14 protein-coding genes are annotated in these 15798 nt (G+C 65.6%); 4 read left to right on the forward strand and 10 right to left on the reverse strand.

Annotated features, from left to right (window positions below; all coding sequences use genetic code 11):
• Positions 1–120 precede the first annotated feature (120 nt).
• Genes cydP through cydX form a run of 4 tightly spaced genes read left to right on the forward strand, consistent with a single transcriptional unit; the run spans position 121 to position 3337 of the window.
• Entirely contained in the window at positions 121–408 is a 288-nt protein-coding gene (gene cydP, locus PWP93_RS11300) for a cytochrome oxidase putative small subunit CydP (RefSeq protein ID WP_421044542.1), read from the forward strand.
• On the forward strand, positions 398–1978 hold the full coding sequence (locus tag PWP93_RS11305) for a cytochrome ubiquinol oxidase subunit I (RefSeq protein ID WP_421022907.1): 1581 nt from the start codon (positions 398–400) through the stop codon (positions 1976–1978). Before cydP ends, PWP93_RS11305 begins: the two co-directional genes overlap by 11 nt.
• A gap of 46 nt (positions 1979–2024) precedes the next feature.
• Complete coding sequence (cydB, locus tag PWP93_RS11310; RefSeq protein WP_421044543.1) at positions 2025–3161, forward strand: cytochrome d ubiquinol oxidase subunit II; 1137 nt, start codon at positions 2025–2027, stop codon at positions 3159–3161.
• A gap of 59 nt (positions 3162–3220) precedes the next feature.
• Complete coding sequence (gene cydX, locus PWP93_RS11315; RefSeq protein ID WP_421022905.1) at positions 3221–3337, forward strand: cytochrome bd-I oxidase subunit CydX; 117 nt, start codon at positions 3221–3223, stop codon at positions 3335–3337.
• Positions 3338–3409: 72 nt separating this feature from the next.
• Here cydX and nagE read toward each other — a convergent pair whose 3' ends face one another.
• The 10 genes from nagE to PWP93_RS11365 form a co-directional block, all read right to left on the reverse strand.
• The gene (nagE, locus tag PWP93_RS11320) at positions 3410–5173 is read right to left on the reverse strand and encodes an N-acetylglucosamine-specific PTS transporter subunit IIBC (RefSeq protein ID WP_421044544.1); all 1764 of its coding nucleotides are present in this window, start codon (positions 5171–5173) and stop codon (positions 3410–3412) included.
• Between the two features lie 162 nt (positions 5174–5335).
• Entirely contained in the window at positions 5336–7987 is a 2652-nt protein-coding gene (gene ptsP / locus PWP93_RS11325) for a phosphoenolpyruvate--protein phosphotransferase (protein ID WP_421044545.1), read from the reverse strand.
• A gap of 12 nt (positions 7988–7999) precedes the next feature.
• A complete protein-coding gene (locus tag PWP93_RS11330) occupies positions 8000–9007 on the reverse strand; it encodes an SIS domain-containing protein (protein ID WP_421045069.1) in 1008 nt (335 codons plus the stop codon).
• Positions 9000–10103, reverse strand: coding sequence for an N-acetylglucosamine-6-phosphate deacetylase (gene nagA, locus PWP93_RS11335; RefSeq protein ID WP_421022902.1), 1104 nt, complete (start codon positions 10101–10103; stop codon positions 9000–9002). Before nagA ends, PWP93_RS11330 begins: the two co-directional genes overlap by 8 nt.
• 118 nt (positions 10104–10221) lie before the next feature.
• Positions 10222–10956 (reverse strand): GntR family transcriptional regulator, encoded by a 735-nt coding sequence (locus PWP93_RS11340; RefSeq protein ID WP_421044546.1) that lies wholly within the window; start codon positions 10954–10956, stop codon positions 10222–10224.
• A gap of 434 nt (positions 10957–11390) precedes the next feature.
• Positions 11391–12206: a MetQ/NlpA family ABC transporter substrate-binding protein gene (locus tag PWP93_RS11345; RefSeq protein ID WP_421044547.1), complete on the reverse strand. Its 816-nt coding sequence runs from the start codon at positions 12204–12206 to the stop codon at positions 11391–11393.
• Positions 12207–12406: 200 nt separating this feature from the next.
• Positions 12407–13054 (reverse strand): SCO family protein, encoded by a 648-nt coding sequence (locus PWP93_RS11350; protein WP_421044548.1) that lies wholly within the window; start codon positions 13052–13054, stop codon positions 12407–12409.
• Between the two features lie 4 nt (positions 13055–13058).
• Positions 13059–13964 (reverse strand): heme o synthase, encoded by a 906-nt coding sequence (gene cyoE, locus PWP93_RS11355; RefSeq protein WP_421022898.1) that lies wholly within the window; start codon positions 13962–13964, stop codon positions 13059–13061.
• 9 nt (positions 13965–13973) lie between these two features.
• Positions 13974–15083, reverse strand: a complete 1110-nt coding sequence (locus tag PWP93_RS11360) for a COX15/CtaA family protein (protein ID WP_421044549.1) — start codon at positions 15081–15083, stop codon at positions 13974–13976.
• Between the two features lie 38 nt (positions 15084–15121).
• Positions 15122–15679 (reverse strand): SCO family protein, encoded by a 558-nt coding sequence (locus tag PWP93_RS11365; RefSeq protein WP_421044550.1) that lies wholly within the window; start codon positions 15677–15679, stop codon positions 15122–15124.
• Positions 15680–15798: the final 119 nt, after the last annotated feature.

Here is a 15798-nt window from a genome sequence, read left to right on the forward strand (position 1 = left end):
TCTTACCGAGAGTGGGGCTTTTTCTTTTGCCCTACAGTAATTCGTACATCTTCATGCCGTAATTTCCCATTTCTTCGTAAGATGATTTCATGTGTGATTCGGCCCTAATCTGACATCGTCATGATTCCAACCTCCGGTTCGCCTGCGCGTGCGCGACCGTTGCTGCGCGTGCGCTTGCTTCAGTGGGCTCGCGGCCCGACCTTCAGCCGCGACATCGTTCTCGTCCTCGCCCTCAAGCTTGTGCTGCTGATGGCGCTCAAATACGCATTTTTTAGCCATCCGCAGGCCGAGAACATGAGCATGCCGCCGGCAGCGGTCGCCCAAGCCCTCCTCTCCGTGCCCATGCAGCCCGGTGCCAGTCCGCCCGGAGCACCTCCATCTCAAAGGGATCTGCGCCATGCCAATTAGCGAAACCGTTGATCTATCGCGGCTGCAGTTCGCGGTCACCGCGCTCTACCACTTCCTGTTCGTGCCGCTCACGCTGGGCCTGTCATGGCTCCTCGTCATCATGGAATCGGTCTATGTGATGACCGGCAAAGCCATCTACAAGGACATGACGCAGTTCTGGGGCAAGCTCTTCGCGATCAATTTCGTGATGGGTGTCACCACGGGACTCACGATGGAATTCCAGTTCGGCACCAACTGGTCGTACTACTCGCACTACGTGGGCGATATCTTCGGCGTGCCGCTCGCCGTGGAAGGATTGGCCGCGTTCTTCCTCGAGTCGACCTTCGTGGGCCTGTTCTTCTTCGGCTGGAACCGCATGTCGAAGGGCGGGCATTTGCTCACCACGTTCTTCGTCGCGCTCGGCTCGAATCTTTCCGCACTGTGGATTCTCATCGCCAATGGCTGGATGCAGAACCCCGTGGGCGCTGCGTTCAACTACGAAACCATGCGAATGGAGCTCACGAGCCTCTTCCAGGTGATCTTCAACCCGGTCGCCCAGGTGAAGTTCGTGCATACGGTGTCTGCCGGCTACGTGACTGCGTCGATGTTCGTGCTCGGCATTTCGTCGTGGTATCTGCTGCGCCGCCGCGACGTGGATTTCGCGCTGCGCTCGTTCGCGATTGCCGCGGGCTTCGGTCTTGCGTCGACGCTTTGCGTAATCGTGCTCGGCGACGAATCGGGCTATCGCACAGGCGAGGTCCAGCAGGTCAAGCTGGCCGCCATCGAAGCCGAATGGGACACCGCGCCCGCTCCGGCGCCGTTCACGCTGTTCGGCATCCCTAACCAGAACGAAGAGCGCACCGACTACGCCATCCGCATCCCATACCTGATGGGCATCATCGCCACGCGCTCGATCGACGAGCCGGTGATCGGCCTGAAGGATCTGATGGGGCGCGCGGAAGTGCGTATCCAGAACGGCATGCTCGCCTACGCCGCGCTGCAAAAGATGAAGGAAGGCAGCGCCGACACGGCCACGCGCGACGTATTCGAAGCGCACAAGGCCGACCTCGGCTACGGCCTGCTCCTGAAGCAATTCGCACCGAATGTGGTCGACGCCACGCCCGCGCAGATCAAAGCCGCCGCAAAGCATTCGATTCCGCCCGTCGCTCCGGTGTTCTGGTCGTTCCGCGTGATGGTGGCGCTCGGCATGCTGTTCCTCGCGACCTTCGTGCTCGCGTTCTGGTTCTGCGCGCAGCGCACGCTGCTCAAGGAAAATCGCCGCTGGTTCCTGCGCTGGGTAGTGTGGGCGATTCCCCTGCCGTGGCTCGCGGCGGAGTTCGGCTGGGTCGTAGCCGAGCTTGGCCGCCAGCCGTGGACCATCGCCGAAGTGCTGCCCACCCACCTTTCGGTGTCGAGCCTCGCTCCCGGCGACGTATGGCTGAGCCTCGCAGGCTTCGTGGTGTTCTACACGGCGCTCTTCATCATCGAAATCACGCTGATGTTCAAGTACGCGCGCCTCGGCCCGTCGGCGCTTAATACCGGACGCTACTTCCACGAGCAAGGCGCGGCGGCCAGCAACCGCGTCTCGTGATGGCTGTGTCGTCAGGAACACCAGCGAAACACACAGGAACCACACCATGGACTACGCAACGCTCAAAGTGATCTGGTGGGTGCTGATCGGCGTGCTCTTGATCGGCTTCTCGCTCACCGACGGCTTCGACATGGGCGCCGCCGTGCTGCTGCCCTTCATCGGCAAAACCGATGCGGAGCGCCGCATCGTCATCAACACGGTGGGGGCGACCTGGGAGGGCAATCAGGTCTGGCTCATCACTGCAGGCGGCGCGATGTTCGCCGCCTGGCCGCTCGTCTACGCGGCATCGTTCTCGGGCTTCTACTTCGCGATGCTGCTCGTGCTCTTCGCGCTGTTCTTCCGACCCGTGGGATTCGACTATCGCGGCAAGCGCGAGAATCCGAAATGGCGCAACGCGTGGGACTGGGCGCTGTTCGTCGGCGGCTTCGTGCCGGCGCTCGTGTTCGGCGTGGCGTTCGGCAATCTGCTCGAAGGCGTGCCGTTCAGCTATGACTCCGACCTGCGCGTGACCTATCACGGCAGCTTCTTCGCCTTGCTCAATCCGTTCGCGCTGTTGTGCGGGCTCGTGAGCCTCGCCATGCTCACGGCGCACGGCGCTGCGTTCGTGAAATTGAAAAGCGAGGGCGTGGTGGCCGCGCGCGCGTCAAAGGCGCTGCGCATTGCCTCGGCGCTCGCGGTCGTGTTTTTCGTGGTGGCGGGCGCGCTCGTGGCGACGGTGATCGGCGGCTACGCGATCACGACGCCCGCACCGTACGACAGCGTCGCCAATCCGCTCCTGAAAAGCGTCGAACCCCGCACGGGCCTGTGGCTCAGCAACTACGGACTCTATCCGTGGATGGCGATCGCGCCGGCGCTTGGCATTCTCGGCGGCGTGATCGCATGCGTGCTGGCAGGCTCGCGGCTCGAAAAGACGGCCTTCGCCGGCACCTCGCTGTTGATCGTCGGCGTGATTCTCACGGCGGGCTTCTCGATGTTTCCGTTCATCATGCCTTCGTCGCTGGACCCGCGTTCGAGCCTCACGGTGTGGGATTCCACCTCCAGCAAGACCACGCTCGAAATCATGCTGGTGGCCGTGATCATCTTCCTGCCGATCGTGCTCGCCTACACCACCTGGGCGTACCGCATCATGCGCGGCAAGGTGACCGTCGAGACCGTCGAGGACAAGCGCAATTCGTTGTATTGAACAAGCCGCCGCGCGGCCCGGCGGCGGGCCGCAACGCAATCTACACAGGAGTGGCAACGATGTGGTACTTCACCTGGATATTGGGGATCGGCGTGGCGCTCGGCTTCGGGATCATCAACGTGATGTGGCTCGATCAGCAGCACGTGGTGGACGGTGCCGACGATAGCGCGGAGTGAGGCTCGGACCCGTGTTCGAGAAATGAATAAACCGGCGCGAGCGCCGGTTTGTTCATTGCAACAAGAAGCAGTTCAGGCTGCCTGCAAGGCGAGTTCACGCGCATAACGCTGCGCCGCGCTGCCCACGACGATGTGCAGCGTATCCGCCGACACCCAGGCCACATCGAGCGCGCCAAGCTGGGCACGATCGACCGCAGCCGGATCGCGCACGATCACGCGCAAGCGCGTGACCGCGACCGCATCGAGCGACACGATGTTCGCCACGCCGCCCAGCACGGCCAGCCAACGCGACGGATTCGGGTCGAGCGGACCGGTTTCATCGTTCGTGACAGCAGAGGACTGTGCCGCAGCCTGCGGAACCGCCTGCGCCACCGGCGCCGCCTTCACCGCAGCCGCAGCCGGGCGGCCGCTGGCGATCTCGCGACGGATCTCGTCGGCAATCATGTCGGCCTCCGGCCCGATGATGACCTGCACGCTTTCGCCGCCGCGCTTGAGCACGCCGCGCGCGCCGATTGCCTTGAGCGCCGGCTCGGACACGTGTGCCGGATCGGCCACGGTGAGACGCAGGCGCGTCGTGCACGCATCGACTACCTTCAGATTGGCCGCACCGCCGAGCGCATCGATATAGCGCGCCGCGCGCGAGAGCGATGTGGCCGCTGCCACGCCGGCAGCCGGCGCTTCCACGCCCGACATCGACGACGCGATGGCCGTGTCGCCGGCCGAGGCTTCGCGGCCCGGCGTCGGCAGATTGAAGCGGCGGATGAAGAAGCGGAACAGCACGTAATACACCACCGCATAGGCGATGCCGAGCAGAATCGCTTCCCAGCCGTGCGTCGAAAGACCGTAGTTCAGCACGTAGTCGATCGCACCCGCCGAGAACGTGAAGCCGAGTTTGATGTTCAGCAGCGAGCAGATCGCCAGCGACAGCCCCGTGAGCACCGCGTGGATGCCGTAGAGCACCGGCGCGAGGAACATGAAGGTGAACTCGATCGGCTCGGTCACGCCCGTGAGGAACGAGGTGAGCGCCATCGAGAGCAGCAGGCCGCCCACCATTGCGCGGCGCTCCTTGGGCGCCTCGTGCAGCATTGCGAGACACGCGGCCGGCAGGCCGAACATCATCACCGGGAAGAAGCCGGCCATGAAGCCGCCCGCGGTGGGGTCGCCCGCGAAGAAGCGGTGCAGGTCACCGGTCACGGCCGCGCCGCCGGCGGCGGGCGTGAACGAGCCGAACACGAACCACACGAGCGAGTTCAGGATGTGATGCAGGCCGGTCACGAGCAGCAGGCGGTTCAGCAAGCCATAGACGAAGGTGCCGATCGCGCCCGCCGTGGTGAGCCAGTGGCCCGCCGTGTCGATCGCGCTCTGCACCGGCCCCCACGCATAGCCGAACACGATGCCGAGCACGAGACACACGAGCCCCGTCACGATCGGCACGAAGCGCTTGCCGCCGAAGAAGGCAAGGAATTCGGGCAGCTTGATGTCCTTGAAGCGGTTGTACAACATGCCCGCCACGACGCCGGCCACCACGCCCGAGAGCACGCCCATGTTGAGCTTGTCGTTGATGTCCTTCATCACGGCGGTCTCGACCAGATAGCCGAGCGCGCCCGCCAGCGCCGCCACGCCGTTATTGTCCTTCGCGAAGCCCGCCGCGATGCCGATGGCGAACAGCAGCGGCAGATTGTCGAAGATCGCGCCGCCTGCGTCGGCGATGATCTTGATGTTGAGCATGTCGGCCTGCCCGAAGCGCAGCAGAATGCCGGCCACCGGCAGCACTGCGATCGGGAGCATCAGCGCGCGGCCGAGGCTCTGAATCTTGAGAAACGGATTGCCATCCATTGAACTGCCTCCAGTCCCTGTCTCTTGCGTGAAGAAAACGAGGTGAGATAAACCGGCGCGCGATCGCTGCGCCCGCCGGCGGGTTTTATTCAGGAAATCGAACGGTTAAAAGTGCCCGCTACCGGGTAAATGAAGTGGCTGATTGCTCAGCCACCCGGGAAATCAGTCGAGCGGCCAGTGTGTGCGGCTTGCCGCGCGCACCGCCTGCGCCGACTCCAGCGCGAGCACCTCGAATGCACGCGCACGGCACTGGCCGTAGTCGAGCTTGCGCACGCGCGCCTTGATCGACGGCACGGACACCGGATCGACCGACAGCTCGGTCACGCCAAGACCGACGAGCAGCGGCACCGCAAGCGGGTCGCCCGCCAGCGCGCCGCATACGCCGACCCATTTGCCATGCTTGCTCGCGCCCTCCACCGCCACGGAGACGAGGCGCAGCACGGCCGGATGCAGGCCGTCGGCCTGCGCCGCCAGATCGGGCTGGCAGCGGTCCATGGCGAGCGTGTACTGCGTGAGGTCGTTGGTGCCGATCGAGAGGAAATCGGCGTGACGCGCGAGCTGGTCGGCCAGCAGCGCGGCCGAGGGCACCTCGATCATCACGCCCACTTCGATGCGGCCAGTGCGGCCCGCTTCGCGAGCGAACGTGTCGATGCGCTCGCGCAGGCGCACGAGCTCGCCCATGTCGGTGACCATCGGCAGCAGGATGCGCACGGCGCCCAAGGGTTCGACCGCGAGCAGGCCGCGCAACTGGTCGTCGAGCAGGTCGGGGCGCACCTGCGCGAGGCGGATGCCGCGCAGGCCCAGCGCGGGGTTCGGCTCCGGCGGCAGGGTCAGATAGTCGACTTCCTTGTCCGCGCCCACGTCGAGCGTGCGGATGATGGCCGTGCGTCCACCCAGCGCGTCGGCGATCGCCTGGTAGCCCTCGCGATGCTCGTCCACCGTGGGCGCGGCCTGGCGATGGATGAACATGAGTTCGGTGCGCAGCAGGCCCACGGAGTCCGCGCCGTTGTCGACGGCGGTGCGTGCGTCATCGAGCGTCGCGATATTCGCGGCGACTTCGACCGCATGGCCGTCGCGCGTGGCCGCGGCCTCATGCGAGGTGCGCCGGTTCGCTTCACGCACGCCCGCGAGGCGCTGCTTCTCGGCACGGGCGCGTTCGACGTCCTGCGTGCTCGGTGCGAAGGCCAGGCTGCCGGCGCCCGCGTCCACCACGACCGTCGTGCCTTCTTCGATCTTGTGCAGCGCGTCGCCGAGCGCGACGAGCGCCGGGATGCCGGCCTGGCGCGCGATGATCGCTGCATGCGAGGTCGCACCGCCGCGCGCCATCACGAGCGCGGTGACGCGCTTGCGGTCGAGCGAGGCGAGATCGGAAGGCGTGAACTCGTCGGCCGCGAGCACGGCTTCTTCAGGCAGCTCGCGTTGTGCCCCACCCTGCGCGTTGCCTGCGCCACTCGCGTTTGCGAGCGCCCGCAGCACGCGCTTTTCGAGATCGCGTAGATCGGCGGCACGTTCCGCGAGCAGCGGGTCGTCCACCTTGCCGAGCACCGCGATCTGCGCGCGGATCGCTTCGCGCCACGCGAAGCCAGCGCTCTTGCCGAGGCTGATGAGGTCGCGCGCGGCGTCGATGAGCGTCGGATCTTCGAGCAGCACGCGGTGCATCTGGAAGATGCCCGCTTCGCTGATCGCGCCGCGCTGCGAGGCTCCGCGCACGGAAGTGTCCAACTCGGCGTCGACGGACGCAACGGCCTTGTCGAGCAGTCGGCTTTCAGCGGCCGACGGGCCGCTTGCGAGCTCGGCGGGAACGAGTTCGGCGTCGTCCCAGCGCACCAGCTTGCCGACGGCCACGCCCGGCGCCGCGCACACGCCAGCCAGCGTGCCCGGCGCGCCGCGCGCGGCCTGCCGTGCGGCGCCGGCCGCACCCGCGGCACTGGCGGCGCTCGCCACGGCGGCGGCCGGCGCCGGCGACAATTGCCGCGCGGGCGCTTCGCCGCCTTCGCCCGGCGCTTCGCGCAGGAGTTCGCTGGCGACGGCATCGACGGCCTTCTGCGCCTCGCGGCCCATGCCGACCAGTTCGATGGTCGAGCCCTCGCCCGCGCCCAGCCCGAGCAGGCCCACCACGCTTTCGATGGCCGCCTTGCGCTCGCCGTAGCGCACTTCCACGCGCGCCTCGATCCCGCGCACCGCTTCACGCGCACGCGCCGCGGGCCGCGCATGGAGGCCGCCTGCATGCGTAAGCGTCACGCTGCGGCGCACTTCATTCGTCACGACCTCCGCAACACTGGCCGCGGCCACCGCGCCGTCGCGCGCGCGCAGCACGAGCAGCGGCGTCTTGCCGGCCTCGACATGCCCGGCAACGCCCGCGCGCTCGATCACTTCGAACGCATCGGAGTTCGCCACGGCTATGACGGAGACGAGGCTAGGCGCGTTGCACGCCACGACGTCGAGATCGAATTCGATCAGCAGATCGCCGCGACGCACCAGGGCGCCCTGCTCGACCTTCGGCGTAAAGCCCTTGCCGTTCAGCTCGACCGTGTCGATGCCGATATGCACGAGCACCTGCGCACCCTCGGCGGTCTGCAGCGTGACGGCATGGCCGGTGCGCGCAAGGTGCATGATCGTGCCGTCGCACGGCGAGACGAGCCGGCCGGCAAGCGGATCGATGCCGATGCCGTCGCCGAACAGGCCTTCCGAGAAAACCGGATCGGGCACCGAGGCGAGCGGCACGACTGGGCCGCTCAACGGCGCGATCAGTTCGATACGGCCCGCGGCGGAATTTTCCGGCTTCATCAGGCGAGACTCCTGGGTGCGTTCCATCAGCATTCCAATCTAGTGGGTTTCGGTGACTTTGTTCAGGTAGCGCGGTTCGTCCGGGTTGCGGCCGCGCGCGGCGGCGAGGCTCGCCGCCATTACGTAGAACGAAAGAATGGCGGCGATCGGATCGAGCGCCGGGTCAGCCGTCGTGACGAGCGGCAGCGTGGCGTGCTGCACTTCGGCGGGCGCCGCGAGCAGCACGCGCGCGCCGCGCTGTTGCATGTCGCGCGCGAACTGCACGAGCCCCGCCTGCTCCGGTCCACGCGGTGCGAACACCAGCAGCGGATAGTCGTGGTCGATGAGCTCCATCGGGCCGTGGCGCACCTCGGCGCTCGAGAACGCTTCGGCCTGGATGCTCGAGGTCTCCTTGAGCTTGAGCGCCGCTTCCTGCGCGATGGCAAGCGCCGGGCCGCGGCCGATCACGATCATCTGCGAGACGTCGCGCAGTTCGTCCACGGCCTTCGACCAGTCGAGCGCGCCCGCGCGATCGAGCGCCTCGGGCAGCGCGCGCACGGCGTCGAGCAGCGCGGCGTCGCGCTGCCAGAACGCCACGAGTTGCGCCGACATCGCGAGCATCGCGATATAGCTCTTGGTCGCGGCGACGCTCAGCTCCGGGCCCGCGAGCAAGGGCAGTTCCGCGCCCGCGGCATCCGCGAGCGGCGAGCCGGCCACGTTGACCATCGCCGCCGTGAGCGCGCCCGCGTCGTGGAGCGCGCGCATCGTCGCGACCAGATCAGGACTCCTTCCTGATTGGGAGAAAGCTAAGGCAAACTGGCCCTTTACGCGTAATGGCGCTTGTTGCAGCGTGGCGATCGACATGGGAATCGAGGCCACCGGCACACCGATGCGGCTCATGGTGAGCGCAGCGAAATAGCTCGCTGCGTGGTCCGAGCTGCCGCGCGCAACCGTGAGCGCAACCTGGCGCGGCTCGGCATCGAGCGCGCGGGCGAGCGCCTCGACGCGCGAGGTGTCCGCGAGTTGCGCGGCGACTACGCCAGCCGAGGCCAGCGCTTCTTTAAGCATATTCGACAATCGATTCTCCTTCGACGTAGGTCGCGGTAAGCGTCAGTTCACGGTCGAATACATTGACATCGGCCCATGCGCCGCGCGCGAGGCGGCCACGGTCTTCGATGCCGAGATAGTCGGCCGCATAGCGCGACAGGCGCGCGGAAACATCTGCAATCGGCAGGCCAATCGATACGAGATTGCGCAAGGCCTGGTCCATGGTGAGGGTGCTGCCGGCCAGCGTGCCATCGGCAAGACGCACGCCGCCGAGGCACTTGGTCACGTGCTGGCTGCCAAGGCGGTATTCGCCATCGGGCATGCCGGTTGCCGAGGTGCTGTCGGTCACCACGTAAAGGCGCGGAATTGCGCGCAGCGCCGCGCGGATCGCGCCCGGGTGCACGTGCAGCAGGTCGGGGATGATCTCCGCGTACTCCGCGTGCGCGAGCGCCGCGCCGACCAGACCCGGATTGCGGTGATGCAACGGCGACATCGCATTGAAGAGATGCGTGAAGCCGCGCGCGCCGTGCTTGAGCGCGGCCACGGCGTCGTCGTAGGTCGCGAGCGAGTGGCCGAGCTGCACACGCACGCCGCGCGCGGCCATCTCGCCGATGATCTCGATATGGCCCGCGATTTCCGGCGCCACGGTCACCACGCGGATCGGCGCGATCGACAGATACTTGAGCACTTCGTCGAGCACGGCGGACACTGCCGCGTCGGGCTGTGCGCCCAGCTTGCCCGGATTGATGTACGGCCCTTCCAGATGCACGCCCAGCACGCGCGCGCCGCCCGGCGTGCGCTGCCGCGCCACGTCGCCAAGGCTCGACACCACGCTCATCAACTCGTCGCGCGGCGCGGTCATGGTGGTGGCGAGCAGGCTCGTCGTGCCGTAGCGCGCGTGCGTGCGCGCGATGGTTTCGATGGCGTCGCCCGCTTCCATGACGTCGGCGCCGCCGCCGCCATGCACGTGCAGGTCGATGAAGCCTGGCAGGAGGTAAGGCGCGTCGTTCTTCGCCGGATCGGCGGCCTCGCCCTCGATCGACGTGATGCGTCCGTTTTCGAACGTGAGCGTGCCGTTGATCCAACCTTCAGGGGTAAGAATGTTTCCGCTCAGCATGAGATTTTTCCGATTTTGCGCACGACAAATTGGGGTGCGCGGTGAGTCGTGACGATGACGTGCATGAGAGATTCGTGGCGCGGCGTTGCGTTCCCGTGAGTTGCTGTCGCTACTGCATTCATTGCCTGAGCTCCGCGACGAAGTCGTAAAAACCGTCCCGGCAATAAGTGTCGGTGAGCTCGATGGCATGCTGATCGCGCGAAAAGCCCACGCGCGTGATCACGAGCAGCGCCGCACGCGGCTCTACATCCATCAGCCTGGCGATTTCGTCCGTCGCGTTGACCGCGCGAAAGTGCTGGAGCGCGCGCACGACCGGCACGCCGCGCCCTTCGAGATACGCATAGAGCGAGCCGTCGATTGCGCCTGGGTCCGGCACGATGGACGCTGGCAGCGCCGAATGCTCGACGGCCATCACGATGCCATCCGCGCGGCGCAAGCGGCGCAGGCTTGCAACGGAGGCGCCGGGCGAAAGCCCGAGCTGCACGATCTCCTCGCGGTGAGCAGCACGCACCTCGCGCTCCAGCCATACCGAATCGGGCGTGAAGCCGCGCTGCTCCATCTTCTTCGTGAAACCAGTCAAGCGCGAAAGCGGATCTTCCACGCGCGGCGTAATGAAGCTGCCCGCGCCGCGTGCGCGCCGGATCAGCCCCTGCTCGACCAGCAGCTCGATGGCCTTGCGCGCCGTGATGCGCGAAACGCCAATGGCATCCGAGAGCGTGCGCTCCGACGGCAGCGCCTCGCCCGCCGACCACACGCCGCAATGAATGGCCGTCGCAAGATTGCGCGCCAGCTGCAGATAAAGCGGCGTGATGTTGCGCGCATCGGGCATCAGGGCAGACCAACGGGTTTCCATGGAACTCCGGCCAGCGGTTGGACAGATCGTGGGGCATCCGGGCAGGCCATCTGGCACTTTCGACATTGTCTTCATGGCATCGGCCCGGTGCAAATTTGAGCCCATTATATAACCACAATAATACCAGTCAACAGGTGTGGCGGCCGTACGCATATTGAATAAAATTACATAATAATCAAATAGTTATTGTTTATTTATGATGAGACAGGCGTCGGCGCGGGGGATCGGGATTTTCCCTGGAAAGATACCTGTGGGCTCTCTTTAAGAGGCCGGAGGGCTATTTCGCTACCAGACGGTTAGCGGGTGCCAAGACTGTTGGGTAAGCGCCCTGCCGAAAATGCGGACGCAAAAAAAGCCGCTTCCAGGAAGCGGCTTTTACGTTTGCTGGATCACCAGCGCGGCGGCTTAAACACAGCGTGAGGGTTCCGCATCGCTCAGAACGACGGGATCATCGAACCCTTGAACTCGCTCTTGATGAACTGGCGCACGTCTTCCGACTGATACGCTGCGACCAGCTTCTTCACCCACGGCTTGTCCTTGTCCTGGGCGCGCACGGCGATCAGGTTCGCGTACGGGCTGTGTGTGTCTTCCAGCGCGATGGCGTCCTTGGTCGGCTGCAGGCCGGCGGCCAGCGCGTAGTTCGTGTTGATGACGGCGGCGTCCACGTCGCCGAGCGCGCGCGGCAGCTGCGCGGCGTCCAGCTCGACGAGCTTCACCTTCTTCGGGTTCTCGGCAACGTCGAGCGGCGTCGCGTTGTTGCCGTTCGTGCCCGCGCCAGCGCGCAGCTTGATCACGCCCTTGTTCTGCAGGAGCAGCAGCGCGCGGTTCTCGTTCGACGGATCGTTCGGCACCGCGACCTTCGCACCTTGCGGCAGCTCGTTCAGCGACTTGAGCTTCTTCGAGTACACGCCGATCGGCGAAATGTACGTGAGGCCCACGCTCACGAGCTTATAACCGCGCTGCTTGACCTGGCCGTCGAGGTACGGTCCGGTCTGGAAGCTGTTGGCGTCGAGGTCGCCCGAGTCGAGCGCCGCGTTCGGCTGCACGTAGTCGTTGAATTCGATGACCTTCACGTTCAGGCCTTCGCGCCTGGCGACCTTCTGGACCACGGCCCAGACCTGGGCGTCCGGACCGGAGACGGTCCCGACCTTGATAACCTTGTCGTCGGCGTGGGCGCCGAAGCTGGCCGTGAGCGTGGTGGCGGCGGCGAAGCCGGCGAGGAGAGCTTTAATCAGATTTCTGCGCTGCATGGCGATGATGTTCCCGCTGGTTGCGTGTTTGTTCCTTCCTGTCCCAGCTGCAGAGGCATTGTGTGCCCTCGGCCGGGTGGACGTGAATGGTCTCATATGGCCCCGGTCGCGCGAAATAAAGAATTCGCATACGAATATTCCACGGCGCCGGACGACGCCGGCGCATTGGGCGAACCGAGGGTATCGGAGGCCGGACGGCCTCAGTCGTTGGCGTCTAGCAGGATCTTCAGATCGTGCAGCCAGGGCGTGACGCCCTGGCCATCGCGCGCGAACAGCCGCAGCTTGCCGGTGGTGTCGAACACGTAGCTCGCGGCGGTGTGATCCATCGTGTAGCCGTCGGGCGTATTGCCGGGCACCTTCGCGTAGTAGACGCGGAAGTCCTTGGTGATCTGCTTGAGCTGCTCTTCGTTGGCCGGGCGCAGCGCGATGAAGGTGGGATTGAACGCGCTTACGTACTGGCCCAGGATCGCGGCGCTGTCACGTTCGGGATCGACGCTCACGAACAGCACCTGCACGCGCTTCGCGGCATCGGGCCCGAGTTGCTGGAGGGCCTGGGACAGCTCGGCCATGGTGGTCGGGCATACGTCCGGGCAATGCGTGTAGCCGAAGAACAGCACGACCACCTTGCCCTTGAAGTCCGCGAGCGAGCGCATCTTGCCGCTCGAGTCTGGCAGCGAGAAGTCCTTGCCGAACTGCGTGTTGCCGGTGATGTCGAGGTTCGAGAACGATGGCGGCTGCTGGCCGCAGCCTTCGAGCAGCAACGTGCCGCCGAGCGCGCCTGCCGCAGCGAGCGCAACAAGCGTGACACGCGCGGCACGCGCTGCGCGCGCGAACGTTGAATGGATCATGTCGTTACATCCCGATGAAGGCGCGCACGTAGTGGTCGACGAGCAGCGCGGCGAACAGCACCGAGAGGTAAACGATCGAATAGCGGAAAGTCTTGCGGGCGAGTGCGTCCGAATACTCGACATAGATTTTCCACGCGTAGGCGAGGAACACTGCACCGAGCAAAACCGCCGCAGCCAGGTACAGCACGCCGCTCATGCCCGAGATATAGGGCATCAACGTGACCGCGAACAGGATCAAGGTGTAGAGCAGGATATGCAGGCGCGTGTACTTCTCGCCGTGCGTGTTGGGCAGCATCGGCAGGCCGGCGTTTTCGTAGTCCTTGCGGCGGTAGAGCGCGAGTGCCCAGAAATGCGGCGGCGTCCACACGAAGATGATGAGCACGAGAATCCAGGCGTCGGCGGGCACGTGGCCCGTGACAGCTGCCCAGCCGAGCGCCGGCGGCATCGCGCCCGAGGCGCCGCCGATCACGATGTTCTGCGGCGTGGCGGGCTTGAGCAGCAGCGTGTAGATGATCGCGTAGCCGATGAAGGTCGCGACCGTGAGCCACATGGTGAGCGGATTGGCGAACGTGTACAGCACCCACATGCCAAGGCCGCCGATCGCCGCGGAGAACATCAGGATCTGCGCACTGGTGATCTCGCCTCGCGCCGAAGGACGCCAGGAGGTGCGCCGCATGCGGGCGTCCACCTTCTGCTCGACCAGACAGTTGATCGCGAAGGCCGCGCCCGCCGTCAGCCAGATCCCGACGGTGCCCCCGACCAGCTGTTTCCAGGGCACCATGCCCGGAACGGCGAGGAACATGCCAATGATCGCGCAGAACACGGCCAATTGAGTGACGCGGGGCTTCGTGAGCGCAAGATACTGCGAAATCCGGCTACCGGGCGTCTGAGAGAAGGTTGTACTTTCCATAGGGCGGGGTCACACCGCAGCGGTGTCGCGCGCAGGGAGAACGGCGCGGCCGGGGCGGCTACAAGCAATTCGAAAGTTTAGCACGACGACCAGAAGCAGCAGGATCGCCGCGCCACCGTTGTGCGCCACTGCCACGGGCAGCGGCCACTGCAGCACGATGTTGGATAGCCCGGTCAGAAACTGGATCGCGATCACGATCATGATCCAGTTAGCGGGGCGTCGCAGCGAAGCGTAACGCCGCAACTTGAGGGCGAACCATACCAGATAAGCGACCACGATGAACGCGAAGGTGCGATGCGTCCAATGGATCGCCACGAGCGCGTCCTGAGTGATCACGTCGCCGTTGCCGTCCATGCCGAGCGCACGCCAGAGATGGAAGCCATGATGGAAGTCCATCGGCGGGATCCATGCGCCGTTACAGGTCGGAAAGTCCGTGCACGCGAGCACCGCGTAGTTCGTGCTCACCCAGCCGCCCAGCGCGATTTGCACGACGAGCAGTACGAGCGCCACCAGCGCGGCCACGCGCCAGCGCGCAGCGTCGGGCTCGTACGCGGGCAGCGGCGTCATGCGCGCGGCGAGCCACGCGAGCGCGCCAAGCAGCATGAGACCGAGCAAGAGGTGCGTAGTGACGATGATGGGTTGCAGTTTCATCGTCACGGTCCAGGCGCCGAACGCGCCTTGCACGACGATCAGGCCGAGCAGCGCCGTGGGCCACCACGGCGACACATGCAGCGGCAGGCGTTTGATGCGCGCGCGCCAGGCGATCGCCGTCTGGGCGATGATGAGGACGCCGATGGCCATCGCGAAGTAGCGGTGGATCATCTCGATCCACGCCTTGGTCATGCTCACGGGGCCACTGGGCATGGCGAGGTGCGCGGCCGCGATCTGCGCATGCGCGATGAACGGCGACGAGGTGCCATAGCAGCCGGGCCAGTCAGGACAGCCGAGACCCGAATCGGTGAGGCGCGTGAAGCCACCGAACATCACGAGGTCGAGCGTCATGAAGGTCGTGAGCCACACGAGCTTGCGGAACTTGTCGTCGTCGGCCTTCACCCAGACCCACGACAGCGGCAACAACGCGATGCACAGACCAATCAGGCCCAGCTCAAGGATAAACATCTTTCGTACTCTTCTCTGTCAGACTCGCGCTGCGCACCTTAACCGATACGCGACCACTTCAGTAGTTTGGTCACGTCCTGTTTGATCCTGGACGGATCCGGCTGCTCCGGGAAACGCATCATCAGGTTGCCGTTCGGGTCGACCAGATAGATGTGATCGGTGTCTTTCGTCTTGTCGGTCGCCGGCAGCCAAGCAGCCACCGAGGCCGAGTCGGCGCGCAACATGCGCGTGTCCGGATAGGCGGTCTTCACCACAGCCGGCACCGGCGCGTCGTCCGTGCGCAGCCAGACCGTGACGACGCGCTCGCGCTCCGCGCCTTGCGTCGCCCGCACCTGGCGCATGAAGTAGAGCTTCTGCGCGCAGGCCTGCCCGCACGCGCCGCCGTCCACCGAAATCATCAGCCAATGGCCCTTCAGCGAGTCGAGCGGCACTTCGCGGCCATCGTCGCCTGTCACCATCAGCGCGGACGGAATCGTGCGTTGCGGCTCGATCAGCGTGCCGTAGCTCGTCGAGCCGCCCTTCGGCTTGATCACGTAGTAGGTGAAATACGAGATCGCGATGGGCGCGCCGCAGATCAGCGCGATCAGCAGCAGCATCCAGCGGCCGCGCTGCCACGAGCCTTTCTTTTGAGCCCCATTCGGCAATGCGCCCTTTGGCGGAGCGCCCTTTGGCGGAGCGCCCTTTGGCGGCGATGCGTTGCGCGAAACCTGGGATG

This window comes from Paraburkholderia sp. A1RI-2L, from assembly GCF_048957375.1.
Lineage (GTDB): Bacteria > Pseudomonadota > Gammaproteobacteria > Burkholderiales > Burkholderiaceae > Paraburkholderia.

Coding starts and splice junctions, on each gene's coding strand:
- PWP93_RS11305 (WP_421022907.1), top strand. CDS start 398: ATGCCAATTAGCGAAACCGTTGATCTATCGCGGCTGCAGTTCGCGGTC.
- cydP (WP_421044542.1), top strand. CDS start 121: ATGATTCCAACCTCCGGTTCGCCTGCGCGTGCGCGACCGTTGCTGCGC.
- cydX (WP_421022905.1), top strand. CDS start 3,221: ATGTGGTACTTCACCTGGATATTGGGGATCGGCGTGGCGCTCGGCTTC.
- PWP93_RS11345 (WP_421044547.1), bottom strand. CDS start 12,206: ATGCAGCGCAGAAATCTGATTAAAGCTCTCCTCGCCGGCTTCGCCGCC.
- nagA (WP_421022902.1), bottom strand. CDS start 10,103: ATGCTGAGCGGAAACATTCTTACCCCTGAAGGTTGGATCAACGGCACG.
- PWP93_RS11340 (WP_421044546.1), bottom strand. CDS start 10,956: ATGGAAACCCGTTGGTCTGCCCTGATGCCCGATGCGCGCAACATCACG.
- nagE (WP_421044544.1), bottom strand. CDS start 5,173: ATGGATGGCAATCCGTTTCTCAAGATTCAGAGCCTCGGCCGCGCGCTG.
- PWP93_RS11350 (WP_421044548.1), bottom strand. CDS start 13,054: ATGATCCATTCAACGTTCGCGCGCGCAGCGCGTGCCGCGCGTGTCACG.
- ptsP (WP_421044545.1), bottom strand. CDS start 7,987: ATGGAACGCACCCAGGAGTCTCGCCTGATGAAGCCGGAAAATTCCGCC.
- PWP93_RS11360 (WP_421044549.1), bottom strand. CDS start 15,083: ATGTTTATCCTTGAGCTGGGCCTGATTGGTCTGTGCATCGCGTTGTTG.
- PWP93_RS11365 (WP_421044550.1), bottom strand. CDS start 15,679: ATGCTGCTGCTGATCGCGCTGATCTGCGGCGCGCCCATCGCGATCTCG.
- PWP93_RS11330 (WP_421045069.1), bottom strand. CDS start 9,007: ATGCTTAAAGAAGCGCTGGCCTCGGCTGGCGTAGTCGCCGCGCAACTC.
- cyoE (WP_421022898.1), bottom strand. CDS start 13,964: ATGGAAAGTACAACCTTCTCTCAGACGCCCGGTAGCCGGATTTCGCAG.
- cydB (WP_421044543.1), top strand. CDS start 2,025: ATGGACTACGCAACGCTCAAAGTGATCTGGTGGGTGCTGATCGGCGTG.